This window comes from Streptococcus mitis (assembly GCF_003944325.1).
Classification (GTDB): Bacteria; Bacillota; Bacilli; order Lactobacillales; family Streptococcaceae; genus Streptococcus; species Streptococcus mitis_CW.
In genome coordinates this window covers 1-25,247 of sequence record NZ_RJPX01000013.1, presented here as the reverse complement: position 1 = coordinate 25,247, position 25,247 = coordinate 1, and the positions used below count along the sequence as shown (strand labels likewise).

Sequence of the window (25,247 nt, the reverse complement as noted above, 5' to 3'; positions counted from 1 at the left end):
TCCTTTATTCTTTAATAATAATATAAACTCCAGCAATGACGACAAGTGACGTAATAATTGTCAGCATATCTAGTGCTGTTCCCAAGAAGAGAGCTGCAAACAAGACCGTCCAAACTACATAACTCACGTTCAAACCTGTAGCCTTGGCTGGTTGCAAGCGATTAATAGCGATATAATAAGCCAAATAGGAAATCATATCAAAAGCTGCAAAGATAATCATGAGACCTAGTAATTGCCCATTGGCTACTTCTGCAAATGACTGATGAGAGAAGAGCACAATCACAAGATAAGACAAGAATGAAGTCACTTGACGAATCAAGAGAGCTTCGATTTCACTCAATTCACTTTCCATGGCAAAGGAGCTAAGAACACTCTCACTTCCCCATGCAATAGCACAAACCAAAGCAGAAAGAATCCCAATGTAGAAGGAATTGACCTGTTCAACCTTATAGGTCTGAGCAATAATCCCTGCAATAATCAAGACAATCCCAAATACAGTATTTTTTGAAATCTTGTGCTTCAAAAAGAAGAAAGCCAATAAAACTGAAACTGCAGGGTAGATAGCCGATACAGATGAAGCTAAGGAACTTCCAATATACTTAACTGCATAAAGATTGGCCTGCATTCCGATAGGACCAGCTAGCAAGGCTCCAATGATAACACTGACATTGCGAATATTTAAGAAAATTGAGAGACGAACTTTTCCTTCTTTTACCAAAAGAAAAGCTAGTAAGATAAAGATACTCAAGAAATCGTGAGCAGCAGCCACCACAAAGGGCGACAAATCTGTAAAAATCGAAAAGATATAAGCACTAATCGTTAGACCTAATCCCCAGAAAACACCTGAGAGTAGACCAAAAGAAACTCCATTTTTATTTTTCATCTGAACCTCCATAATATGACAAACCTTTAATAGCTCTTTGGTAACGGCTCACACCATAATCACCAAAATCTGCACCTTGCTCTTCTTTGTAAACTGTCCATAAACTCCAAATAGCGTCTTGTAAAATTTTATAAATGGCAATCTTTTCACGAGAGACAGGTGTTTGCTCACTCTCATAGCGAGACAAGAAGGCTTCTTCCTCTTGGGAAGTGAATTCAGACTCTAAAAAGAGGGCTGCCAAATCCCACATTGGATCATTCATTGATGAATATTCCCAGTCAATCAGATATATACGTCCTTGAGGTGATTCGATAAAGTTTTCAGGCACCAAATCGATATGACAAGATTTTCTATCAACACCTAAGTCAGCCAGTCTTTTCTCTAAGGAGAAGACTTCTTTTCGAACTGCTTCATAGTTAGCATAAGGGATTTTTTCTTCAATCAAGGATTCGTATTTTTTGATTTCTTCAAAAGGAGCAAATTCTCCTCTTAATTCCTTGCCAGAGGCATGAATCGTTTGTAAAATTGGAGCAATTTTATCAAACTTAGTCTTGATTGACGTTGAATCAAGCGTGATAGCCGACTCAATATACTCATTTACTTTGATACCAGCCTCAATATCAAAAAGATAATTTTTGACATCTAGGTCTAAATCTTTAAGTAGTTCAAGATTGTGCTTTTCATCTTGACGATTGATAAGTTTTTCAGTCCCTTTACCAAAAAACTTAACAATGTATTGCTTATTTGTTGTTTTGACCAAATAGTTTTGATTGGTCATTCCCCCCAGTTGTTCAACACTGAGGACTTCCTCTTCTTCACTAAGTAAGGAAGAAATTTTTTCTTTAATCATTTTCTCCACAATTAACCTCCAATACTTATACTTCCCACTTAAACACGGTTTTAAAGGCTGTGTTTAAATCGGTTGCAAAGACACGATGAATATCTTTAATTTCTCTTACAGGTTCTTCTAAATAAAGGATATTTTTAAGACGATTGGCAAATTTCTTGACTTCCATCATTTGAATTGCATTTTCAAAATCAATACGACCAGAACGAGAGGACCCAACCAAGAGCAAGCCTTTTTCTAAAGCATCGCGTGTATTGAGATTAACTTTATACTCGCTAACTCCCATCATAAGAATCGTTCCCTGAGGACGAATGTAGCGAATCAAATCATTAATAGCTGGTCCAGTACCATCACCACCACAACACTCAAAAGCATGGTCAAAGGCTAAATCTTCAGGAATATTATCAGTAATATAGCATTCTTTGGCAAATGAAAAGAGTTCCAACTTTTCCCAATGACGACCAATAACCACAATCTCCGCTTCTGGTAGAGTATAGTTGATAATATTGGCAACCACAAAAGCTAAACTTCCATCTCCGATAACGGCGATTCGGTCCCACTTACTATGAGCAAGGGTCAATAGACGATCCATGGCATGCATACCGACACTGACGAACTCTGTAATGGCTGCAACCGTATCTTCAATAGCATCATAAGCCACCACACGGTCTTTAGGAAGAGAAACAAACTCTCTCATAAAGCCATCAAATCCACTAGACAAGAAATGAGTCCCTGTCATGTAGTTCTCATAAAATTCTTCACCACTCTGCATAGGGGGCTGATTAGGAATCATGACAACTTTTTGCCCAACCTCATAAGTTCCTGTCGGATCAGAAATAACGGTTCCACATGCTTCGTGAATCATTGCCATTGGAAGTTTTTTATTCAAAATCTTTGGATCACGTTTTCCTTGATAGTAACGCTGATCCGCATGACAGACAGCCATGTAGTTGGGGCGGATGAGGATATGATTCTCTTGGTCAATATCCTCTTCCTGGTATTTGACGTTGATAAACTTGGGCTTAGTCAGTTGATAAATTTGATTAATCATATCACTAGTCTTTCTCAATCATACTTTTTGCAATCTTCAAATCTGTTACTGTTGTAATCTTCAGATTTGAGTATTCACCCTTGGCCAAGGCTACATCTTTTCCTTTGATCACAAAGATTTTACATGCATCTGTTAAGATTTCTTTCTCTTCGGCAGATAGAGAACCGTAAAGGTCCATGAAGTCCTTACAACGGAATGTTTGAGGTGTTTGTCCTTGATAAAGGTGAGCACGATTTGGAATATCTGTAATAAATTGACCATTAGTACTTTCAACGATAGTATCAACCGCTTCTACCACTGTGTCTACTGCGTCATGATTTTGGGCAAGTTGGATATTGTCCTGAATCATGCGAAGCGTAATGAATGGACGAACAGAATCGTGGGTAACAACGATATCCTCTGGAGTAAGCGGACGATAAGCATCGATGGCTTCAATGATTTTCTCAATACTCGTATTACGGTCAGCACCACCTTTTGTAATGATGATACGCTCCTTATGAAGAGGTAGATATTTATCTACAAGATCCTCTGCATGGGAAACCCAGTCTCCATGAACACCAACTACAATTTTTTCAATGCTTGGTTCCAAGACAAATTTTTCAATTGTATGAATCAAAATAGGTCGATCACCTAGCTCTAAAAATTGTTTTGGCAAGTTACTGATCCCCATGCGTGTGCCAGTTCCACCAGCAAGAATTCCTGCATAAATCATCTATTTTCTCCTTTATCTTACTAAAAAAACTTATTCTCCCTATTATACCACAATCTAGTTATATCATGAAAAAAATACTAGTCCTCCCCTTCTAGAATAGGGGAATTATGCAGTTCTATTATTCAAAGAAACAGGATCATTTCTAGGAATGACTAGGAATTCTGTAGTCATTACTAATAAATGGCTGTGAAATTTTAGAGTCCTTTAGAATAATATAATTTACTTAAAGAAAACTTAAAAACAAAATTTGAAACTTCAAAGTGATTACTTACCTTACTGCCCTTCATTTCTTATTAGCTAACTTTATGATATAAATACGAATGAGCTCGGGACAAGTCTTTAAAATAAAAAATAACCAACTGCTACAAGAGCTCCAGGACCTAAAAATGCTTTTAGATTTTGCAAAAAATGATTGTTATCCGGAGTTTCAATAGATTGGTTGATCTCAGAAAGAGAGACCTTTTTGTAAGAAGACATCGGAATATTCACTTTCTAATCTTGTCTTTACCTATTTTATTAATGAAGTTTTTGAAAGAAATGTTGAAAATAGTTTTCTATTTCCAATTTATTCTTATTGAATCACATTTTGAAATGATTCTTAAGGAAAGTATGATAGTTGAAATAAGCAATACCAATATGGCAAAAGCCAGCATCAGAAAACGCTGGCTTTAAAACTGTGAAAAATTTTTCTAAACTAGATTGCTTCTGTGACAAAACTACGGCTTTCCAATACTTTAAGCATGGCATTAGCTGTATCTAGGGCTGTGAAGAGGGGCACCCCGTGTTCAATGGCTGAACGGCGGATTTGCTCTCCATCTTCATCAGCAGTACGTTTGGTTCCTACTGTGTTAATGATAGCTTGAATTCTTCCTTTGCGAACAAAGCTTGGAATATCCTTATCGTCATCACCAATCTTACCAACAGGTTGGGCTTGCAATCCATGACTGGCAAAGAAGGCTGCTGTCCCTTCTGTCGCGAGGATTCCATAGCCAATATTTTGGAAACGACGAGCCAAGTCCAAAGCTTCTTCTTTTGCATCATCAGCGATGGTAAATACAACGTTACCAAAAGTTGGCAAGTGTAAGTAAGAAGCTTCAAAGGCCTTATAGAGAGCTTTTTCCAAAGTCGTATCAGAACCCATAACTTCACCTGTTGACTTCATTTCAGGACCAAGCAAGCTGTCTACCTTAGCTAGTTTCGTAAAGGAGAAGACAGGTGCCTTGATATGAACGCGAGTGCTTTCAGGGTAAAGACCATCTTGGTAGCCCAGTTCTTCAAGGTTTTGACCAAGAATGAGCTTGGTCGCTACTTGAGCCATAGGAATATTGGTCACCTTAGAAAGGAATGGAACCGTACGGCTGGCACGTGGATTGACCTCAATAACGTAGACTTTTTCATCCTTGATAACAAACTGGATGTTCATCATTCCAAGGCAGTTAAGACCAATTGCTAGGCGTTTAGTGTAGTCTGCAATGGTTTCCTGAACCTTTTGCGACAAGGTTTGTGGTGGGTAAACGGCCATTGAGTCACCTGAGTGGACACCAGCACGTTCGATATGTTCCATGATACCAGGGATAAGGACATTTTCTCCGTCTGAGATGGCATCAACTTCACACTCTTGCCCAACAATATAAGAGTCGACAAGAACTGGGTGATCTGGACTAGCCTTAACAGCAGTTCGCATGTAAGAACGAAGGTCTTCTTCGTTTTCAACGATTTCCATGGCACGTCCACCAAGTACATAAGATGGGCGGACAAGAACTGGGAAGCCAATCTTGCGAGCTGCAAGAACTGCTTCTTCTTCATTGGTAGCCGTTTGTCCTGGTGGCTGTGGAATATCCAAATCTTTAAGAGCTTGCTCAAAGAGGTCACGGTCTTCAGCTCTGTCTAGGTCAGCGACTTGCGTTCCCAAAATGGTCACACCTGCTTTTGCCAGTGGTTCAGCTAGGTTGATGGCTGTTTGACCACCGAACTGAACGATAACACCTTTTGGTTGCTCCAAGTCAATGACATTCATAACATCTTCGAATGTCAATGGTTCAAAGTAGAGCTTATCTGATACAGAGAAGTCTGTTGAAACAGTCTCTGGGTTTGAGTTCATGATGATGGCTTCATAACCAGCAGCCTGGATAGCCTTAACCGAGTGAACAGTTGCATAGTCAAACTCAACCCCTTGACCGATACGGATTGGACCTGAACCTAGGACTAGTACAGATTCCTTATCAGATCTGATAGATTCATTTTCCCAACCATAGGTAGAATAGAAATATGGTGTTTCAGAGTCAAACTCTGCCGCACAAGTATCTACCATCTTATAAACTGGAACAATCTTGTTTTCCAAACGAAGTTGGCGAACGTGATCAGCGGTCGTTTCCCATAGTTCAGCAATCTTACGGTCTGAGAAACCATTGAGTTTGGCTGTTTTCAAGACTTCTAGATCTTGTGGATGAGCGCCCAATTCTTGCTCAATTTCAAAGATGTGCAAGAGTTTATCCAGATAGAAGATATCAATCTTAGTCAATTCAGCAATCTCTTCAGGTGTATAACCACGACGAATAGCTTCTGATACATAGAAGAGACGATCGTCTTGGGCTTTCACAACCTTTTCAATCAAGGCATCATCAGAAACTGATGCAAGTTCAGGTATTTCATTGTGATGAACCCCAATTTCAAGGGAACGACAAGCCTTAAGGAGAGATTCCTCGATGTTACGACCGATTGCCATGACTTCTCCAGTCGCCTTCATCTGGGTACCAAGACGGCGCTCACCTTTTTCAAACTTGTCAAATGGGAAACGAGGAATCTTAGCAACCACGTAGTCAAGGGCAGGCTCAAACATGGCATAGGTTGAACCTGTAACTGGGTTGATAACCTCATCCAAGGTCAAACCTACTGCAATCTTAGCAGCCAACTTAGCAATTGGGTAACCTGTCGCCTTAGAAGCAAGTGCTGACGAACGTGATACACGAGGGTTTACTTCGATGACATAATACTTGAAACTGTGTGGATCAAGAGCCAGCTGAACATTACATCCACCTTCAATCTTGAGGGCACGAATAATGCTCAAGCTTGCGTCACGAAGCATTTGGTTTTCATAGTCTGACATGGTTTGGGCAGGGGCAAATACAATGGAATCCCCTGTGTGAATCCCAACTGGGTCAAAGTTTTCCATGTTACAAACAACCAAAGCATTGTCAGCTGAGTCACGCATCACTTCGTATTCGATTTCCTTGAAACCTGCAATCGAACGTTCAATCAAACATTGGGTAACAGGTGACAATTTCAAACCATTTTCAGCGATTTCACGCAATTCTTCCTCGTTGGCACACATACCACCACCAGTACCACCAAGAGTAAAGGCTGGACGGACGATGACTGGGTAGCCAATTGTTGCTGCAAAGGCAACTGCTTCTTCTACTGTATTAACAATTTCAGATTCTGGAATTGGTTGTTCCAATTCTTCCATCAATTGTTTAAAGAGGTCACGGTCCTCCGCTTGGTCAATGGCAGATAATTTAGTACCCAGAAGCTCCACTCCAAGCTCATCTAGGATACCATTTTTAGACAATTCCATGGCCATATTAAGCCCTGTTTGACCACCGAGTGTTGGCAGCAAGGCATCTGGACGTTCCTTACGAAGAATACGTGTCACAAACTCAAGTGTAATCGGTTCAATATAAACCTTATCAGCAATTTCCTTGTCAGTCATGATAGTTGCAGGGTTTGAGTTAACCAAAACAACCTCATAACCTTCCTCTTTCAACGACAAGCAGGCCTGGGTCCCCGCGTAGTCAAACTCAGCAGCCTGACCAATAATAATCGGACCAGAACCAATCACCATAATTTTTTGAATATCAGTACGTTTAGGCATATATAAGATATTAAGGGCGTCAAGCGGACAAAGCTAAAATAGGAGTTATGACGAAGAACTGTCAGTTCTAGGAATAACTATCTTTTTAGCACCGTCCGTAGCCCGTATTCAGTTCAGCAAATACGGATCACCCTTCTCCTTTCTATTCGTCGCCTCACAGAGCGACATTAAATAAATTCTCCGACGATTTTTTAGCGAAACGATACTTTTCGGTAAAAAATCTAGTGCAGGGAGTTTTTAGTTCGCCTGATAGCGACTAAAAGAAACGACCTGCCTTTCTATTCGACAACTCTCGGGTTGCCATTAAATAAGATACAAAGGACCAATAGAAAGCGATTGAATTTTAGGAAACTACGGAAGGATTGACAATCCAAATTGGTTTCTCTAAATTCCGAGCTTTCCGTCCGTGTTCAGTTACATAAATTCTCCGACGAGCTTTTACTCATTCTTAGTTTGATTGTTTAAAAGCTTCCATCATCTCGATAAACTCGTCAAATAGGTAGCTAGCGTCGTGTGGACCAGGGGCTGCATCTGGATGGTATTGAACAGAGAAAGCAGGTTGATATCTGTGGCGCACACCTTCCACTGACTTATCATTGATTTCTTCGTGGGTGATAATCAAGTGCTCTGGCAAATCCTCACGGCTAACTGCATAACCGTGGTTCTGGCTGGTAAAGTCTACTCGTCCTGTGGCAATTTCACGTACTGCATGGTTAAAGCCACGGTGACCAAATTTCATCTTGTAGGTCTTAGCACCATTTGCCATAGCGAAGAGTTGGTGTCCCATACAAATACCAAAGATTGGAATTTTTCCTTGCACACCGCGAATCATATCGAGTGCCTGTGGAACGTCTTCTGGGTTACCTGGCCCATTTGACAACATCACTCCGTCAGGATTAAGATGAAGAATTTCTTCTGCCGTTGTTGTGTATGGAACCACGGTCACATTACAGTTTCGCTTCGAAAGTTCACGTAAAATTGAGTGCTTAAGACCAAAGTCTACTAGCACTACGCTCAAACCAACTCCTGGAGCTGGATAGGATGTTTTAGTAGAAACCTGCTTAATATTGTCTGTCGGCAATACCGTTGCTTGGAGCTGGTCCGTCACATGATCCATGCTGTCCCCAACATGGGTCAAGGTTGCACGCATGGTACCATGCTTACGGATAATCTTGGTAAGTGCACGCGTATCAATCCCTGAAATACCAGGAATTTTCTTGGCTTTCAAAAATTCATCCAAGGTCATTTGATTACGCCAGTTACTTGCTCTACGCGCTTCTTCGAAAACAACAACTCCCTTACAAGTTGGAATAATGGATTCATAATCATCACGGTTAATTCCATAATTTCCGACCAAAGGATAAGTAAAGGTCAAGATTTGTCCATTATAAGACTGGTCTGTAATGGATTCTTGGTAGCCGGTCATGCCTGTATTAAAGACGATTTCGCCTGTTACATCAATATCTGCTCCGAAGGCCTTGCCTTCGAAAATTGTTCCATCTTCTAATACTAGAAGTCTTTTTGTCATATTTTCACCTCTCGTGGACGCTCACTGGCGTCTTTTAACGTCTTGTGTTTTAGTTGGCGTTTCTACTCGCCAATACGGATTCTAAGATTGCCATTCGAACAAAGACACCATTGGTCATTTGTTGGACAATCCGTGATTTTGGTGCTTCAACCAAGTGATCTGCGATTTCTACATCACGATTGACTGGAGCTGGGTGCATAAGGATTGCTGTTTCTTTCAAACGATCGTAACGTTCTTGAGTCAAGCCATGTTGGGCATGGTAGTCTTCTTTTGAAAAGATAGCTCCACTATCATGACGTTCATGTTGCACACGGAGAAACATCATGACATCCACCTGATCAATGATTTCATCAATAGTTACGAACTGTCCATAATCCGCAAACTCTTGACTTCTCCATTCCTCAGGTCCTGCAAAGAACAGTTCAGCACCCAAGCGTTTCAAAATCTGCATATTGGATTTGGCAACGCGTGAGTGGTCCAAGTCACCTGCAATCGCAACCTTGAGCCCCTCAAAGTGACCAAATTCCTCATAAATGGTCATCAAATCAAGCAAGCTCTGGCTAGGGTGTTGTCCTGACCCATCTCCACCATTGATGATGGAAGTCGTAATCGTCGGACTCGCAATTAACTCTCTGTAGTAGTCGACCTCTGGGTGACGAATCACACAGACATCCACTCCTAAGGCAGACAGAGTCAAGATAGTATCATAAAGTGTCTCACCCTTATTTACCGAGCTGGTCTTCACATCAAAGTCAAGTCGTTCCAGCCCCAGTTTAATCTCTGCGACTTCAAAGGACTTATGCGTCCGTGTAGAATCCTCAAAGAAAAGATTGGAAACAATCGGGTGGTTTTCATAGGGAAGCTGATCTCCATTTTTAAACTCAATTCCTCGCTTGATCAATTTCATCACTTGATCGACAGTGAGGTCTTCCATGGACACCACATGGTTCAATGCTTGTTGATTTTCTGACATGGCTACTCCTTTAGCTTTCTAAGCTTCTTCAGTAATTAGAACTCTGTCTTGGCCATCAAGTTCTGCCATCTCTACGATGATTTCTTCAGAACGACTGGTTGGGATATTTTTTCCAACGTAATCTGGACGGATTGGCAATTCTCTATGTCCACGATCGACTAGAACTGCTAAACTCACGCGCGCAGGACGACCATGACCTACAATATTATCAATAGCAGCGCGGATGGTACGACCTGTATAAAGCACATCATCCACCAAGATAACCTCACGGCCTGTCACATCAACAGAAATCAAAGAAGTATCTTCTCCGCTTTTAACGTCATCACGGAAAGGTTTGGTGTCCAATTCCACAACCGGAACTGAAAGGTTTTCTAGCTGCTCCAAACGTTCCTGGATACGGTGGGCGATAAAGACACCACGAGTTTTAATACCAGCCAAGACGATTTTGTTCAAATCTTTGTTACGTTCGATAATCTCGTAAGTAATACGCGTAATCGCTCGTTTGACGGTCAATTCGTCTACAACTTCTTTTGTCTTCATGACAAACCTCCAAAAAGAAAAGTCTCCTTAAACAAGGAGACTTGAAATGTATAGCCAAGCGAGCCCTACTACAAATAGTATAGACTTCACCCTTCTACTTTATCGCGCTCCTTGCCTGCCTCACGGGACAGGTTTAAAGGAATATTTAGTTATCAATTACTATAGCACAAAGCATGCTTAAAATCAAGCAAAAACTTTCGATGTTCCATCTTACAAATTGCTAAAATCATATAACTGTGGGTACTGGTCACACTCTGGATTTTTAGGGTGACAGATAGCTCTTCCAAAATAAATCATGGCCTGATGGGCGGCTAACCACTGCTCAGGTGGCAAGATATCCATGACCCGCTTTTCTACCTCAAGTGGTGTCGCTGATTTTTTGACAATATCATGGTGTTTGCAAATACGCTCCACATGAGTATCCACTGCAAAAGCTGGAATCCCAAAGCCCACACTCATGACAACATTGGCTGTCTTGCGACCAACACCAGCAAGACTTTCCAATTCCTCACGTGTTTGAGGGACTTGACCATCAAAATCATCTAGTAACTGTTGGGCACATTTTTTAAGGAATTTAGCCTTATTTCGATACAGTCCCAGGCGAGAAATGTATGAAGCGATCTCACCCTCTGTCGCAACAGACATGGCTTGTGGCGTTGGAAAGGCAGCAAAGAGACCTGGTGTGGCCTTATTTACCGCTGCATCCGTTGTCTGGGCTGACAACATGACCGCAACCAAGAGTTCAAAATGATTGGTAAAATCAAGACTGGGCTTGGCATCTGGAAACAGAGCAATGATTTCTTCTAGCACCTTTCGTGCCCGTTTTTTTGATAAGACCATTATTCGTCTCCATCAAATAGTCCTTGTAAGCCAGCAAAAGGACTGTTCTCTTCTTTCTTAACTGCTTGTTGAGCTTGGTATTCTTCCTCAGTCATGATTTGCCAATCATTTCCTGAAACAAATCCTTGACCAGCCTCTTCTTCAGCAGTCAAGACCTTGATAGGAATGTTTAGTAGGATATTGTCTGACACGCTCTCAGCAAGGTCAAGTTCTCCATTTTCGATAGGCAAGACCAAATCATCATCTAGAACTTCTTGGTCTAGCTGGTTAGTTGCGCCTTCCATGAAAACTTCCGTTACTGGATAAGATTCAACTAACTCAACTGGCTCCATACTGCGACTTGAAGCAAGAACAATGGTATAAGATAGTTGATAATCTAATAAATACATACTGTCTTCGTACTGTACTTTCCCAACTGCAAGGATATCTTTTACATCTAAAATTTCTTGATTACGTGCACGCAGGTCTACGGATAGGTCTAAGGTTTGTTCAAAATGCAAGCCTTCAGACTGCTTACGAATTTCTTGAATATTTAATTTCATACTTCCTCCATAAAGATTTACTCTCTTGATTATACCATGAAAAGGCTACAAATCAGCACATCAAACTTTGTAATTAACATTCGATTTTTTAACATATTTACTATAATATTTTTGTTTTTTAGTGCTATACTATAGGCAAGAATAGATCAGAGCAAGGAGGATGCTCATATGGAAGACAAAGAACTCATTACTAATGCCTACCGCACGGATTTTAGAGCATAGAATTTCCAGTTTTCTGTTGACAAAATTTCCTTAAAGGTATAGGATAAAGGTACTAATACTCGGAGGTAAGGGAGACATGAACAACTAAGTCTATCAAATAAAGAAACTTTATTTAGTAGATCTTGTTTTTGTCTCTTTTTGTGTGCTCTTTTATGCTCTTTTTCTGGCATTTTAATAGAGTTTTTTTGACATAGACTTTGACTCTACTAGGTAAAGTAGAGTTTTTTGTTATGCACAATCGACATTCTAGAAAGGGCAATCATATGATAAACATCAATCATCTAACTATCACTCAAAACAAAGATTTACGGGATCTTGTATCCGACTTAAGCATGACCATCCAAGACGGGGAAAAGGTAGCTATTATTGGTGAAGAAGGAAATGGCAAATCAACCTTACTTAAAACTTTAATGGGGGAATATTTATCTGATTTCACTATCAAGGGAGACATCCAGTCTGACTATCAGTCACTGGCTTACATTCCTCAAAAACTCCCCGAAGAGTTGAAAAAGAAAAGTCTACAGGACTACTTCTTTTTAGATTCTATTGATTTAGACTACAGTATCCTCTATCGTTTGGCTGAGGAATTGCAGTTTGATAGCGATGGTTTCGCTAGCGACCAAGAGATTGGCAGTCTATCAGGTGGCGAAGCTTTGAAAATTCAGCTCATCCATGAGTTAGCCAAACCTTTTGAGGTTCTATTTTTAGATGAACCTTCAAATGATCTAGACCTAGAGACGGTTGATTGGCTAAAAAGTCAGATTCGAAAGATTCGGCAAACTGTTATTTTCATTTCCCATGATGAAGATTTTCTTTCTGAAACGGCAGACACTATTGTCCACTTGCGACTGGTCAAGCACCGTAAAGAAGCTGAAACGCTAGTCGAGCATTTAGACTATGATCGATACAGTGAGCAGAGAAAGGTTAATTTTGTCAGACAAAGCCAGCAAGCTGCTAACGACCAGAGAGCCTATGACAAAACCATGGAAAAGCATCGCCGAGTCAAGCAAAATGTAGAAACCGCTCTTCGAGCTACCAAAGACAGTACTGCCGGTCGCCTATTGGCTAAAAAGATGAAAACTGTACTCTCTCAAGAAAAACGCTACGAAAAGGTAGCTCAGTCCATGACCCAAAAGCCACTTGAAGAGGAAGAAATCAGACTTTTCTTCTCAGACATTCAACCATTACCGACTTCTAAAATCTTAATCCAGCTGGAAAAAGAAAGTTTGTCCATTGACGACCGTGTTTTGTCTCAGGAACTGCAACTAACTGTCCGTGGCCAAGAAAAAATCGGTATTATCGGGCCGAATGGTGTTGGAAAATCAACTCTGTTAGCCAAGTTACAGCAACTATTAAGTACCAAAAGAGAGATTGCTCTTGGTTTTATGCCACAAGATTACCACCAAAAACTACAATTGGATTTATCACCAATAGCCTATCTCAGCAAAACTGGAGAAAAAGAGGAACTACAGAAAATCCAATCTCACTTAGCCAGTCTCAATTTCAGTTATCCAGAAATGCAGCATCAAATTCGCTCCTTATCTGGCGGACAACAAGGTAAACTCCTGCTTTTGGATTTAGTCTTGCGCAAACCAAACTTTCTCCTGCTAGATGAACCCACACGAAACTTTTCTCCCACTTCTCAACCCCAAATCAGAAAACTCTTTGCTACGTATCCAGGCGGTCTCATCACTGTTTCGCATGACCGTCGTTTCTTAAAAGAGGTCTGTTCAATCATCTATCGCTTAACAGAACATGGTCTGGAGATAGTTAATTTTCAAGATTTATAAATTTGCAACATAGCAGATAGGTGGGGCAAAAACACAATTTCAGGAGAAAAGGAAGCAAATCTCCCCATAATAAAACGCATAATATCAAGTTTTTTCTGTACTGACCCCCAAAAGTTAGATTTTTTCTGTCTAACTTTTGGGGTGCAGTTCATTTCACCTGATATTATGCGTTTTTAAGATTTTAAAGACTTTTTCCCAGCCTACATTTTACATATGTTTCAAACGTTCAATCCGTTCTGAAATAGGTGGGTGGGTATAAAAGAGTTTTTGGAACCCTCCACCTTTCTTGGGATCATTGATATAAAGTGCGCTACTAGCATCATCGACATGGTGATGCATCGGCTCGCTATTGTCCAGCTTACGTAGGGCATTAATCATCCCTTGAGGATTGCGCGTCAACTCGACACTGGAAGCATCAGCTAGGAATTCCCTCTGACGAGAAATAGCTAGTTGCACCAAGGTTGCAGCAAGAGGGGCCAGCACGATAGCTAGTAGGGAAACCACTAGCATAATAATTTCTAAGCCATTTCCTTCTCGGTCATCGTCACTTCGTCTGCGACCTGCGTCACCCCACCACATCATACGACCTGCCATACTAGAAAGCATGGTGATAGCACTAGCGAGGGCGACAGCAATAGTCGAAATACGGATATCGTAATTACGAATATGACTGACTTCATGTCCCATAACAGCTTCTAGTTCTTCACGATTCATGATAGCAAGGAGACCTGACGTCGCAGCAACCGCCGCATTTTGAGGGTTAGAACCTGTCGCAAAGGCATTTAAGGCTGGATCATCAATGATGAAAACACGGGGCATAGGAATCTGAGCGACCATAGCCATATCTTCCACTACATGGTAGAGGTCTGGTGCCGTTTGTTCATCAACCTCACGCGCGCCATTCATGGACATGACAATCTCTGTCGATTGAAAAATCATGGACAAGGCGTAGATAAAGCCGATAATCAGAGCGATAACCAAACCACCAAGCCCAGATCGCATAAAGAGGTAACCAACCGCATAACCAACAAGAGCCAAGAGTAGGAAAAATACCAGCAACAAAATCCACGTTTTTCGTTTATTGCTTGCAATTTGATCAAACAACATTTTAGTCACCTAAACCGCTAAAATCAACTTTAGGAACTGCCTTTTCCTCTTCTGGTGTTTGAAGGAAATCTGCTGCTTTAAATCCAAACATTCCAGCGATAATATTGCTTGGGAAGGTTTCTAATTTTACATTGTAGTTGCTGACAACACTATTATAGAGTTGACGAGAGTAAGAAATTTTATTTTCTGTGTTTGTCAACTCCTCTTGCAATTTAACAAAGTTTGCACTAGCTTTCAAATCTGGATAGCTTTCTGCAACTGCAAAAATACCTGAAACCTGACGAGTGAGGGCATCACTAGCTTTCATAGCTTCTGCTGGTGAAGTCGCTGCCGCCACTTGGTTACGAAGTTCTGCCACTTTTTCAAGGGTAGAACCTTCATACTTAGCATAACCTTTTACAGTTTCAATCAAGTTTGGCAAGAGGTCGTTTCGACGTTTCAACTGAACATCAATCTGGCTCCAAGCCTCCTTGGTTTGCATACGATTTTTAACCAAACCGTTATAGCTAACAATCACAAAAATAACAACAAGAGCCAAAACTCCAAGAATAATCCAAGTCATGATATAAGTCCTTTCTACTTTTAGATTAGTACCAGTATATCAAATTTTTAATGATTGTGGTAAAATAAGATGATACTAAAGAAGGAAATAACTATGAAACCAGAAACATTTTACAACTTGCTTGCCGAGCAGAAACTTCTACTTTCGGACCAGCAAAAAAAACAATTTGAACGTTATTTTGAACTCTTGGTCGAGTGGAATGAAAAAATTAATTTGACGGCCATTACAGACAAGGAAGAAGTTTATCTCAAACATTTTTACGATTCGATTGCACCTATTCTGCAAGACTTGATTCCCAATGAAACTATCAAACTTCTTGATATTGGAGCTGGGGCAGGATTTCCTAGTCTACCAATGAAAATCCTCTATCCTCAGCTTGATGTGACCATCATTGATTCACTCAACAAACGCATTAACTTTCTCCAATTGTTGGCTCAAGAACTGGATTTAGACGATGTTCATTTCTACCATGGACGTGCAGAAGATTTTGCCCAAGACAAGAACTTCCGTGCTCAATATGATTTTGTAACAGCTCGTGCAGTTGCCCGCATGCAGGTCCTATCTGAATTGACCATTCCTTACCTTAAAGTTGGTGGCAAACTATTGGCACTCAAGGCCAGCAATGCGCCTGAGGAGTTGCTAGAAGCTAAGAATGCCCTCAACCTCCTCTTCAGTAAAGTCGAAGACAATCTCAGCTACGCCCTACCAAATGGAAATCCGCGTTATATCACAGTGGTGGAAAAGAAAAAAGAAACACCAAATAAATATCCAAGAAAGGCTGGCATGCCCAACAAACGCCCGCTTTAAATTTTTTAGTAAAAAAAGTTTACAAAATCAACCTCGCTCCTTTATTTCCATGCTCGGGAAAAAATGATTTACAAAATCATTTTTTTCTGCTATACTATCACAAGCAAAGGTTTTTAATGTCATCCCGTGAGGTGACGAAGACGCAGAAATACTTGAAACTCTTTAAAGTCTAGATTTTAGAGAAGTCTTACTCTGAGGGCCTATTGCTGTAAAATAATGGGCTCTTTTTTGATGCCCAAAAGTGAGGTTTATATGAAACAAGAATCAACTGTTGATTTGTTACTAGACGTTGACCAACGTCCTTCGGCTGGAAAAGGAATTCTCCTTAGTTTCCAACACGTTTTCGCCATGTTTGGGGCGACTATCTTGGTACCATTGATTTTGGGAATGCCTGTATCTGTTGCCCTTTTTGCTTCAGGTGTTGGAACACTCATCTACATGATTTCAACTGGTTTTAAAGTTCCAGTTTATCTAGGTTCTTCATTTGCCTTTATCACAGCAATGTCACTTGCTATGAAAGAAATGGGTGGTGATGTATCTGCTGCTCAAACAGGGGTTATCTTGACTGGTTTGGTATATGTCCTTGTTGCTGCAAGTGTTCGTTTTGCGGGTACAAAATGGATTGATAAACTCTTGCCACCAATCATCATCGGACCTATGATCATCGTTATCGGTCTTGGACTTGCAGGTTCAGCTGTTACCAATGCTGGTCTTGTAGCTGATGGAAATTGGAAAAATGCTCTTGTAGCAGTTGTTACTTTCTTGATTGCTGCCTTTATCAACACAAAAGGAAAAGGCTTCCTACGAATCATTCCATTCCTCTTTGCCATTATCGGTGGTTACCTCTTCGCACTAACCCTTGGCTTGGTTGACTTTACACCAGTTCTTAAAGCCAACTGGTTTGAAATTCCTGGTTTCTACTTGCCATTTAGCACAGGTGGTGCCTTTAAAGAGTACAATCTTTACTTTGGTCCAGAAACCATCGCTATCTTGCCAATCGCTATCGTAACAATTTCTGAACATATCGGAGACCATACTGTTTTGGGTCAAATCTGTGGCCGTCAATTCTTGAAAGAACCAGGTCTTCACCGTACTCTTCTTGGTGACGGTATCGCAACTTCTGTTTCTGCCTTCCTTGGTGGACCAGCCAATACAACTTATGGAGAAAATACAGGGGTTATCGGTATGACTCGTATCGCTTCTGTCTCAGTTATCCGTAACGCTGCCTTTATCGCGATTGCTCTTAGCTTCCTTGGTAAATTCACAGCCTTGATTTCAACTATTCCAAATGCTGTACTTGGTGGTATGTCAATCCTTCTCTATGGGGTTATCGCCAGCAACGGTTTGAAAGTCTTGATTAAAGAACGTGTTGATTTCGCTCAAATGCGTAACCTAATCATCGCAAGTGCTATGTTGGTCCTTGGACTTGGAGGAGCTATCCTTAAACTTGGTCCAGTTACACTTTCAGGTACTGCCCTATCAGCCATGACAGGAATCATCTTGAACTTAATCTTGCCATACGAAAATAAAGACTAAGAGTCTAAACATATCAAAAAACGAGCATTTCCAATTACGGAAGTGCTCATTTTTTGATACTTAGAAGTGAGTGAATCCCCTCTAACGCTGTTTAATATGTTTCCCCTACTCTCCTATATTGCCACTCAGAAAAATAAACCTCAATGATTTCCGGGGATTTTGTAGTACCATTGTACACTACAATAAAGTGACCTTTACTATTCCAAAACTTGCCTAAAATAGTAGCATCTTCTAATTTTGCCCTTAACTTGCTTTCTTGAAATCCAAGGCTTTCCCTTTGTACTGTTTTAGTCTCTTCCTTGCTACCTACACCAACAGTCACAAAGTTTACACCTACTTCCATAAGCTCCCACTCAGAAGCATCAACCTCAACGATTTCAGGGGCTTTTGTAGTATCTCTATACACCACAATAAAAAGCCCTTTATCATTCCAAAACTTTCCAAGTATTTTAGCATCTTCCAACTGTATCTCTTGCTTTAAGTATTCTGATGGTTCTTTTTGTACTGGTTTAGGTTCTTCTAGACCAACAGTGACAAACCTTGACCCTATAATCATAAATAGACAAAACAATATTGCTCCAATCCCTACAAATTTAAACAAATTATAATCGCCATTATCTCTTTTCATGTTATCTTTTTATCTCTCTTTCTAACATCCCCCTAGAAGGCTCTCACAAGCCCCCTACAGCGTTTTAGTATAGTTCCCCTATATTCATCAGCTCCCACTCATTATAATCAACTTGAAAGACTTCTGGGGCTTTTGTGATTCCGTTGTATACTACTATAAAGTATCCTTTTTCATTGTAGAACTTGCCCAAAATCTCAGCGTCTTTCATTTCTGCTTTTAAGTCCATCTCTTCTATCTTTTTATTCATCTGTTGCTCTGTTTCTATTTCGTTGTTCCCTTGAGTTCCTAAAATGTAACCCCCAAAACTCATCCAAAAGAAGATAAAAAGCATAAATACAATAGTTGCATATTTCAAAAAATTTAGTTCTTTCATTTCTTTATTATTCCTTTTTGTGTTAGTTGATACTATTTATATAGTTTTCTTAGTTCCTTAAATCCCAAGGGGTAAAAATAACCCCTTGCAGCCCCACCATTTCATCAAGCCATCTAGAGAAATTGGCTTCTTTTGTCTCATCATCATACCACTCAAAATCTTCAATATAAGTTGAGTTTGCGATTAGCTTGAGACGCTTGTTTTGGTATTGGGGATCTAAATAGAATAGGGGGACTCTTCACTATACAAGTTAGCGAGAACCCGAACTCTTTTCCTATACTCTACTCGTTTTATTGGACCACTTTTTGTGACAGTTCCAGTGTATATGTTTTATATAATTGATGGCAAGCTTGATCCTCTCCTGCTTTAATCAAGGCAATACAAGGTAAGACAAGTTCTACCCAGATAGACTCTAGTATTTCCTCACGATTTGGATGTTCCTCTAATTTGGCAACAATCTGAGGAGCCATCTTATAGTAGGATTCAATTTCCTCCTGACCACCATCTTGAAAAGCTAGATAAGAATCCCTGAATTTTCGCAAAGTCATCAATTCATCACAGTCATCTGCTAATCCCTTGTAAGTTACCGCTGCTTCTGTCAGGTAACAACCTCTTTGTTCAATCTGATAGTAAGCATCTGGCTCACCGAAAAATCCAGTTTTAGAGCGCACATATCTCTCTGCATCACTCCTACGTTGAAAAACAGCTACTTCTCTTCCCTTACGATATACAACAAATTCCATTTCTTTTTCCTCTCTATCTTACAATATTTAATAATTCCTCATAACTTGAAACCACATCATAGATGTGCTGATCATTAATCAATCCAGCTTGAGCTAAAGCTTTAAAGTGAGCACGCGCACAGGCAATTTTTGCTTGCTCAGCTTGTTTTAATTGAAGACTAGACATAGAGCCTTTCGTTTCTGCAACAAAATAGATATGCTTGACACTACCTTCACGGAAGGCGATTGCCCAGTCAGGATTATAGTTCCCAAGCGGAGTAGCAATACTGAACTTACCTGGTAGCTTCACATAAACACGAACATCCTCATATTGTTCCAAAGATTCTTTAAAGGTCTTCTCCGTATTTGAATCAACTTTTACAAAATTGTAAATCCCTTTTTTGGATTCAAGTAGGTGATTATCTGATCTGTTAGCAGTTTCAGGATTGTCATAAAACAAGTCCATGTCATACTCTTCATTTAACACATTATACTGGATATGCTTGATAATTTGACTTGCTTTTTGTTCATTAATAAGCTTTGAAACCTTAAGAATAAACTCTTCTGGATTCTGTTTAAACTTGTCAAATTGGTAGACATAGATTTTACTTAATATTTCCGCAACCAGCTTACGAGTTAAACCAGTCTGATCAGCAATTTCCCCTAGTAAATCATATTGGGTCATAATCTGCGAATCCGTTAGATATTCTTGTTGGCGATCATTCTCAGCCACTGTCAGATGGAGTCCTTCTTCCTTACTCATCTCAGTAGCGCTTGCTTGAGTTATATGAAAGCTTGGTTTGCTAACGACTAATTTCTCATTGATATAGTCAACCGAATGTTTTACCAACTCCGCATCATCAAATTCTACTTGGTAACTGGTCTTTCGATTGATTTGCTTCCAGAGATTTAAAAATTCTTTTCGGGCAATATTTTCTTGATTGACCTCATTTGAGAATTGAATGACTGAATGATTGGCATTTTCAATTTCATACTGTCCAGCATGATAAACGCTCTCCAATATCTCTACCAGCTTATCCTCATAACCTGCTAGTGTTTCAGATAGCTGTAACTGATGATTTTCTTTTGCAGTAAAATATTCTGTAGTTAATTGTCCTTCACGATCTATATAGCCTTGTCGAATTAAGTCAAAATGAATCGAATCTGCTTGTTCCTTGGTAATACGTATTGTTTGTCCTTCTTGATTGGTTAGAACTTTATTCGCAAAAAGACTAACATCCACTTTTGCAGGACGATCTGCTAAGAGTTCTTTGATTTCTTCTTGTAGACTCCGAGCAAATTGATCATAACTTTCATTTGCAATTACTGTCAGTTTATTGATTTCATGAACATCATTTCCTAAGAGTTCAAAATCCTGACGAATTCCATTTTGGTCAACTGCTAAACGCATACCACGACCGATTTCTTGACGTTTTCGAGTCTCTGCTGAAGATTGCTTCAGCGTACAGATTTGAAAGACATTAGGATTATCCCATCCCTCTTTTAGAGCTGAGTGAGAAAATAGGAAACGAACTGGCTCTTCAAAGCTCAACAAACGCTCCTTGTCCTTCATAATCAAGTCATAGGCATCGATATCATTTGAAAGATTACTTTTCTTTTCACTGGCAGATTTATAGTCCACAAAAATGGTCTTATCTGACTTCTTCACTTTATCTACCGAAAAGTAACCAGCATGAACTGAATTTCCCTCAAGATTAGCCTCCAAATACCTACGATAAGGAGTTGGTTCCTGTGTTTGGATAAACTGGTTTACTTGATTTCGGTATTCTTCTTCAAAAATCTGAGTATATTCACCATTGTAGGCATCATTATGTTCATCATATTGTTTATACTTGGCCACTTCATCGATGAAAAATAAGGATAATACTTTAATTCTTCGATTGTACAGTTTACTTTCCTTTTCGATATGACTTTTTATAGTCTCTCGGATTTGAATTCTTCTGATGCTCGACTCATCCACTTCCCCTATCACTTCACCGACATGAAGTTCTTGCGTCACACCAACTTGAAGTTTGTTCTCTCTTGCATCAAAGTGACTAAGGGTCATTCCTTTATAAGCAGATAAATTCCCTGATTCAGCGTACAAATCAAAGGGTTCTTCCACCACCTTCAATTTCCTTTTGACACCTGACTGCGTTTTTACTTCAAACTCAATTTTTGCTTTGGGTGCTCCTGTTTTTTGTGGAATGATTTCTTGTAGATAAAGATATCCTTGTGTCCCGGTCGTCCCAGTTTGCTCAATAGCCTTAACTGCAATCTTCTTCACTAATTTTTGATTGTAAGCATCCATGGCATCCAATCTATAAACCATATCATGCTTTTCTTTGTGGGTAGCCGAATAACGTAGTGTAAACAATGGCTTGAAATCTTTTAGTCTTTCCTTAGTTTGTTTCCCTTCAACAGACTGAGGTTCATCAATAATCATAATCGGATTCATAGCCGCCAGTACATCAATTGGACGGCGCCAACGGAAACTTTCCTGTTCAGAATGAATCCGTCGGGCATCTTTGCCTTTTGCATTAAAGGCTTGAGAGTTAATGACCATGATTTGAAGGTCTGACGAATTGGCAAAACTATCCAAATCACCTAAGCGTGAGGAATCGTATACAAAATAACGTGGTTGCTTCCCATACTCCATCTGAAAGTGACCTGACATGATCTGTAGAGACTTGAGAACTCCTTCACGAATGGCTACACTTGGAACGACAATGACAAATTTAAGCCAGCCATACCGTTTATTCAACTCCATAATTGTACGGATATAAGTGTAGGTCTTCCCTGTTCCTGTCTCCATCTCTATTGAAAAATTGTAAGCTTCTCGTCCAGCTATCATATCAATAGAAAGTTTATCAGAAGGACGTAAACCATAACGAGTTTGCATAGTATGAACATTTTCTCGTATACTTGCTTGACTCAATTGAATCGGTGCATTTCGATAAGCATCTAAAACCAAATCTACCTCATCTGACTTGAGACGACCTGGATCCGCCATATACTGAACTCCAGTATGTTTGGCTTGCCCTTGAAATAAATCTGCAACGGCACTAACCGCATCCAACTGAAATTGTTGTTTTTTAAATTGTAATCTCATTGCAAATACCTCCCAAGAACAAGTAACTAAGAATAAATAAGATAATAACAATCGGTTGGATATTTACAAAAATATTATCCATACTAAAATCTAACTGTCTAATTTCTTTACACTTTGCTCTATGATAATCGTACTCACTATGATTTTCTTGTTGCTGAAGAATAAGATTATATTTTTCTACTATAACTTTAAATTTAGCATTCTTCTTTTTAAAATTATAACCTTGTAGAGATAACCATTGAAGTGATTCTTTAAGTTTATTAATTTCTATATGGTGATAATGGAATTTCAAAGCACGTTCTCTATAGTTTAATGTGGACACATAATATTGAATGATAACTGTATACATGGAAAAACATCCTGAAACTACTTTTTTTATCAAGCCTTCATTTGGAACTATCAATGAAATAACTAATAAGGCACTAGATAAAATAGCCATCAAAAGTAAATACATGTCCCACTTACTAGCATATCCCCCAAGTCGTTCACTAGCCAAAATACGAGCTCGTCTAACTATTTTTAGTTTTCTAATTTCATCTTGAATCATTTCATCAAGCTTCTCAAAATTGCTATTTTTGCTATTTTTGACATTTTTATTAAAACTCATAGCCTACACTACCTTCACTTTTGTATGAGGTGACAATTCTTTGAAGATTTCACTTACGTTAATCTTATCTGCTGAATTAGCAAAGGAGCTATCACGGAAGACGGCACGAAGTGGTTGTGCTTGAGCGATGTGACGGATAACTTCTTCAGAAATTTCATCTTCAAAGCAGGCCATAAGAGAACCCTGATCCACATCAAAGACTTCAGCTCCTGCTACTTTCTTCAAATCGATTGCTAAGGACAATTCCATGCCCCATGTCAGCATAACTTGGAAGAGCAAATCAAGTCCAGAACGTCCTTCCTTGATATTAGACACACTATCAAAAAGATCCGCTTGAACAAATTGATCTGGTTGAGCTGAAACATCTTTAAAATTAGAAGAATCTAGTTTGTAAGCTTTAAAACCAAAGTCCTGTTTGCCAACCAACTCTGGATGCTCCTCTTGAATTTTGGCAGCAGCACGACGAATCCGCTCACGTGAAATCTGATCGATAGTTTCGTAACCAGCTTCTTTAGCAGCAGACTTATCGGCTACTTCCTCATCCAAAGTACACAGGATAAACTTACGATTTCCACCATCTTCAGCATTCAGTTGCATGACTGCATCCGCCGTAGTACCAGAACCACCGAAGAAGTCGAGGATTACAGAATCTTGCTCACTAGCATATTTAAGCAAGTCTTTTACAAATAGTACTGGTTTAGGAAAATCAAAAAACTTCTTATTTTCAAATACTTTATTAAGTTCAGGAGTTGCATTAAAATTTGAAAATTCTTTAGTAATATAGTCCAACGTTGTATAAGGATTTGAAGGAACTACAGGATTATCATTATTATCACGATATTCATAAGATTTAGCATATACTTTCCATCGTTCACCTTGTTTTTTAAAAACTAAATAATCATTTTCTAATCCCCATTTAACTTTTTCTTTAGACCATCTGAATATTTTACTTTTATCATGAAAACCTTCACCTGGCCAAATTTCAGTCCCATCTGGTGCAGTTATAGGATAATTCAGACTATCTGAGTATTGAAGGCTCCCCTTGTCTAATTGTGAGATATAGTGTCTACCTCTAGAATTTATAAACTCGTCTTCTAAAGGATATAATTTTAATCGTTCCTTCTCACTTTTTTCTCTTCTATTGAGCCTCAAATTATCAAAGTTTTTGGAATACGTTAATAAGTATTCATGATAAACCGAAGCGGTAGTTGAGTCTTGTTTTCCTGAATTTATAGTTCTTCTAACAAAAGTTGCTACAAAATTCTCCTCCCCAAATATCTCATCACAAACAGCCTTCAAATTGGCTTGTTCATTATCATCGATAGAGATAAAGATAACACCTGAATCTTTGAGGAGATTACGTGCTAGACGGAGGCGTGGATACATCATATTGAGCCAGTCTGAGTGGTAACGAGCCGAAGTTTTTTCATTTTTTGTAAGCCCGACTACCTGGCGTCCTTCTTCATCCAAAAGTTCCATATCTTCTTTCAACTCTTCATCTGTTTTTTGGAACTTATCAGAATATACAAAGTCTTTTCCTGTATTATAGGGTGGATCGATATAAATCATATCGATTTTTCCTAGATAGGATTCTTGTAAGATTTTTAAGACTTCTAAATTATCTCCAGTAATAAAGACATTTTCACTATTTTCAAAGTCAACACTTTCATCAAGATCTGGTCTTAGGGTTTTGGTAGTTGGTCGCCCAGCTTCTGCGATAGCTTCACGCTTTCCAACCCAAGTAAACTCATAGGATTCTCGACCATCCACAATTTCCTCTGATAAAAACTGTTTAAGCTTCTCAAAGTCAATCGCAGGACGTAATCTGCCGTATTCATCCCTCTTTTCCGTCAGAACTTCAGGAAAAAGTTGACCAATTTTTGAAATATTATCTGTAAAAACATCTTTTGAAGTGAGAGTTAATTTCTCAAGTCCAGAGTTTTCACCTGTGTGCTGTGCTGTGCTGTGCTGTGCTCATGGTAGTATCCTTTCTT

At 39.4% G+C, this 25,247-nt stretch carries 21 protein-coding genes and 1 pseudogene; 3 read left to right on the top strand and 19 right to left on the bottom strand.

What is annotated here, in order from left to right; translation table 11 throughout:
• Positions 1–4 precede the first annotated feature (4 nt).
• The 11 genes and pseudogenes from D8787_RS05225 to D8787_RS05175 all read right to left on the bottom strand — a co-directional run bounded on the left by D8787_RS05225 (position 5) and on the right by D8787_RS05175 (position 11,787).
• Positions 5–883 (bottom strand): DMT family transporter, encoded by an 879-nt coding sequence (locus tag D8787_RS05225; RefSeq protein ID WP_125421468.1) that lies wholly within the window; start codon positions 881–883, stop codon positions 5–7.
• Positions 873–1,742 carry a phosphotransferase family protein gene (locus D8787_RS05220; protein WP_125421465.1) on the bottom strand — a complete coding sequence of 290 codons (870 nt, stop codon included), beginning with the start codon at positions 1,740–1,742 and terminating at the stop codon, positions 873–875. Before D8787_RS05220 ends, D8787_RS05225 begins: the two co-directional genes overlap by 11 nt.
• Positions 1,743–1,758: 16 nt before the next feature.
• Positions 1,759–2,781, bottom strand: coding sequence for a ribitol-5-phosphate dehydrogenase (locus D8787_RS05215; protein WP_125421462.1), 1,023 nt, complete (start codon positions 2,779–2,781; stop codon positions 1,759–1,761).
• 4 nt (positions 2,782–2,785) lie between these two features.
• Positions 2,786–3,493, bottom strand: coding sequence for a 2-C-methyl-D-erythritol 4-phosphate cytidylyltransferase (locus D8787_RS05210; RefSeq protein ID WP_000638495.1), 708 nt, complete (start codon positions 3,491–3,493; stop codon positions 2,786–2,788).
• Positions 3,494–3,844: 351 nt separating this feature from the next.
• A pseudogene (locus D8787_RS05205) lies at positions 3,845–3,970 on the bottom strand (divalent metal cation transporter); the annotation flags it as partial.
• A 217-nt stretch (positions 3,971–4,187) separates the two neighbouring features.
• Positions 4,188–7,364, bottom strand: a complete 3,177-nt coding sequence (gene carB, locus D8787_RS05200; RefSeq protein WP_125421459.1) for a carbamoyl-phosphate synthase large subunit — start codon at positions 7,362–7,364, stop codon at positions 4,188–4,190.
• 448 nt (positions 7,365–7,812) lie between these two features.
• A complete protein-coding gene (locus tag D8787_RS05195; protein WP_000166837.1) occupies positions 7,813–8,892 on the bottom strand; it encodes a carbamoyl phosphate synthase small subunit in 1,080 nt (359 codons plus the stop codon).
• A gap of 49 nt (positions 8,893–8,941) precedes the next feature.
• On the bottom strand, positions 8,942–9,865 hold the full coding sequence (locus tag D8787_RS05190; RefSeq protein ID WP_125421456.1) for an aspartate carbamoyltransferase catalytic subunit: 924 nt from the start codon (positions 9,863–9,865) through the stop codon (positions 8,942–8,944).
• An 18-nt stretch (positions 9,866–9,883) separates the two neighbouring features.
• Entirely contained in the window at positions 9,884–10,405 is a 522-nt protein-coding gene (gene pyrR, locus D8787_RS05185; protein WP_033681983.1) for a bifunctional pyr operon transcriptional regulator/uracil phosphoribosyltransferase PyrR, read from the bottom strand.
• Positions 10,406–10,615: 210 nt separating this feature from the next.
• The gene (gene nth / locus D8787_RS05180) at positions 10,616–11,245 is read right to left on the bottom strand and encodes an endonuclease III (protein ID WP_125421453.1); all 630 of its coding nucleotides are present in this window, start codon (positions 11,243–11,245) and stop codon (positions 10,616–10,618) included.
• Positions 11,245–11,787, bottom strand: a complete 543-nt coding sequence (locus D8787_RS05175) for a YceD family protein (RefSeq protein WP_125421450.1) — start codon at positions 11,785–11,787, stop codon at positions 11,245–11,247. Before D8787_RS05175 ends, nth begins: the two co-directional genes overlap by 1 nt.
• Positions 11,788–12,239: 452 nt before the next feature.
• Between D8787_RS05175 and D8787_RS05170 the strand changes: the two genes are divergently transcribed.
• On the top strand, positions 12,240–13,799 hold the full coding sequence (locus D8787_RS05170) for an ATP-binding cassette domain-containing protein (RefSeq protein WP_125421447.1): 1,560 nt from the start codon (positions 12,240–12,242) through the stop codon (positions 13,797–13,799).
• A gap of 207 nt (positions 13,800–14,006) precedes the next feature.
• Here D8787_RS05170 and htpX read toward each other — a convergent pair whose 3' ends face one another.
• Both htpX and D8787_RS05160 read right to left on the bottom strand, forming a co-directional pair.
• A complete protein-coding gene (gene htpX, locus D8787_RS05165; RefSeq protein ID WP_125421444.1) occupies positions 14,007–14,906 on the bottom strand; it encodes a zinc metalloprotease HtpX in 900 nt (299 codons plus the stop codon).
• Position 14,907: 1 nt separating this feature from the next.
• On the bottom strand, positions 14,908–15,468 hold the full coding sequence (locus D8787_RS05160; RefSeq protein ID WP_000219846.1) for a LemA family protein: 561 nt from the start codon (positions 15,466–15,468) through the stop codon (positions 14,908–14,910).
• 93 nt (positions 15,469–15,561) lie between these two features.
• Between D8787_RS05160 and rsmG the strand changes: the two genes are divergently transcribed.
• Both rsmG and D8787_RS05150 read left to right on the top strand, forming a co-directional pair.
• Positions 15,562–16,275: a 16S rRNA (guanine(527)-N(7))-methyltransferase RsmG gene (gene rsmG, locus D8787_RS05155; protein WP_125421441.1), complete on the top strand. Its 714-nt coding sequence runs from the start codon at positions 15,562–15,564 to the stop codon at positions 16,273–16,275.
• A gap of 252 nt (positions 16,276–16,527) precedes the next feature.
• Positions 16,528–17,811 (top strand): uracil-xanthine permease family protein, encoded by a 1,284-nt coding sequence (locus D8787_RS05150; protein WP_031237775.1) that lies wholly within the window; start codon positions 16,528–16,530, stop codon positions 17,809–17,811.
• A gap of 91 nt (positions 17,812–17,902) precedes the next feature.
• Here D8787_RS05150 and D8787_RS11440 read toward each other — a convergent pair whose 3' ends face one another.
• From D8787_RS11440 to D8787_RS05115, 6 genes are all read right to left on the bottom strand, one after another.
• Positions 17,903–18,439, bottom strand: a complete 537-nt coding sequence (locus D8787_RS11440) for a hypothetical protein (protein WP_185776756.1) — start codon at positions 18,437–18,439, stop codon at positions 17,903–17,905.
• 64 nt (positions 18,440–18,503) lie between these two features.
• Positions 18,504–18,812: a hypothetical protein gene (locus D8787_RS05135; RefSeq protein ID WP_125421438.1), complete on the bottom strand. Its 309-nt coding sequence runs from the start codon at positions 18,810–18,812 to the stop codon at positions 18,504–18,506.
• A gap of 290 nt (positions 18,813–19,102) precedes the next feature.
• Positions 19,103–19,555: a CFI-box-CTERM domain-containing protein gene (locus tag D8787_RS05130; RefSeq protein ID WP_125421435.1), complete on the bottom strand. Its 453-nt coding sequence runs from the start codon at positions 19,553–19,555 to the stop codon at positions 19,103–19,105.
• Positions 19,556–19,568: 13 nt separating this feature from the next.
• Entirely contained in the window at positions 19,569–22,646 is a 3,078-nt protein-coding gene (locus tag D8787_RS05125) for a type III restriction-modification system endonuclease (RefSeq protein ID WP_125421432.1), read from the bottom strand.
• Positions 22,630–23,253, bottom strand: coding sequence for an SLATT domain-containing protein (locus D8787_RS05120; protein ID WP_125421429.1), 624 nt, complete (start codon positions 23,251–23,253; stop codon positions 22,630–22,632). Before D8787_RS05120 ends, D8787_RS05125 begins: the two co-directional genes overlap by 17 nt.
• Positions 23,254–23,256: 3 nt before the next feature.
• Positions 23,257–25,023, bottom strand: a complete 1,767-nt coding sequence (locus D8787_RS05115; protein WP_125421426.1) for a site-specific DNA-methyltransferase — start codon at positions 25,021–25,023, stop codon at positions 23,257–23,259.
• Positions 25,024–25,247 lie beyond the last annotated feature (224 nt).

Coding starts and splice junctions, on each gene's coding strand:
- D8787_RS05225 (WP_125421468.1), bottom strand. CDS start 883: ATGAAAAATAAAAATGGAGTTTCTTTTGGTCTACTCTCAGGTGTTTTC.
- D8787_RS05215 (WP_125421462.1), bottom strand. CDS start 2,781: ATGATTAATCAAATTTATCAACTGACTAAGCCCAAGTTTATCAACGTC.
- D8787_RS05210 (WP_000638495.1), bottom strand. CDS start 3,493: ATGATTTATGCAGGAATTCTTGCTGGTGGAACTGGCACACGCATGGGG.
- carB (WP_125421459.1), bottom strand. CDS start 7,364: ATGCCTAAACGTACTGATATTCAAAAAATTATGGTGATTGGTTCTGGT.
- D8787_RS05195 (WP_000166837.1), bottom strand. CDS start 8,892: ATGACAAAAAGACTTCTAGTATTAGAAGATGGAACAATTTTCGAAGGC.
- D8787_RS05190 (WP_125421456.1), bottom strand. CDS start 9,865: ATGTCAGAAAATCAACAAGCATTGAACCATGTGGTGTCCATGGAAGAC.
- pyrR (WP_033681983.1), bottom strand. CDS start 10,405: ATGAAGACAAAAGAAGTTGTAGACGAATTGACCGTCAAACGAGCGATT.
- nth (WP_125421453.1), bottom strand. CDS start 11,245: ATGGTCTTATCAAAAAAACGGGCACGAAAGGTGCTAGAAGAAATCATT.
- D8787_RS05175 (WP_125421450.1), bottom strand. CDS start 11,787: ATGAAATTAAATATTCAAGAAATTCGTAAGCAGTCTGAAGGCTTGCAT.
- D8787_RS05170 (WP_125421447.1), top strand. CDS start 12,240: ATGCACAATCGACATTCTAGAAAGGGCAATCATATGATAAACATCAAT.
- htpX (WP_125421444.1), bottom strand. CDS start 14,906: ATGTTGTTTGATCAAATTGCAAGCAATAAACGAAAAACGTGGATTTTG.
- D8787_RS05160 (WP_000219846.1), bottom strand. CDS start 15,468: ATGACTTGGATTATTCTTGGAGTTTTGGCTCTTGTTGTTATTTTTGTG.
- rsmG (WP_125421441.1), top strand. CDS start 15,562: ATGAAACCAGAAACATTTTACAACTTGCTTGCCGAGCAGAAACTTCTA.
- D8787_RS05150 (WP_031237775.1), top strand. CDS start 16,528: ATGAAACAAGAATCAACTGTTGATTTGTTACTAGACGTTGACCAACGT.
- D8787_RS11440 (WP_185776756.1), bottom strand. CDS start 18,439: ATGAAAAGAGATAATGGCGATTATAATTTGTTTAAATTTGTAGGGATT.
- D8787_RS05135 (WP_125421438.1), bottom strand. CDS start 18,812: ATGAAAGAACTAAATTTTTTGAAATATGCAACTATTGTATTTATGCTT.
- D8787_RS05130 (WP_125421435.1), bottom strand. CDS start 19,555: ATGGAATTTGTTGTATATCGTAAGGGAAGAGAAGTAGCTGTTTTTCAA.
- D8787_RS05125 (WP_125421432.1), bottom strand. CDS start 22,646: ATGAGATTACAATTTAAAAAACAACAATTTCAGTTGGATGCGGTTAGT.
- D8787_RS05120 (WP_125421429.1), bottom strand. CDS start 23,253: ATGAGTTTTAATAAAAATGTCAAAAATAGCAAAAATAGCAATTTTGAG.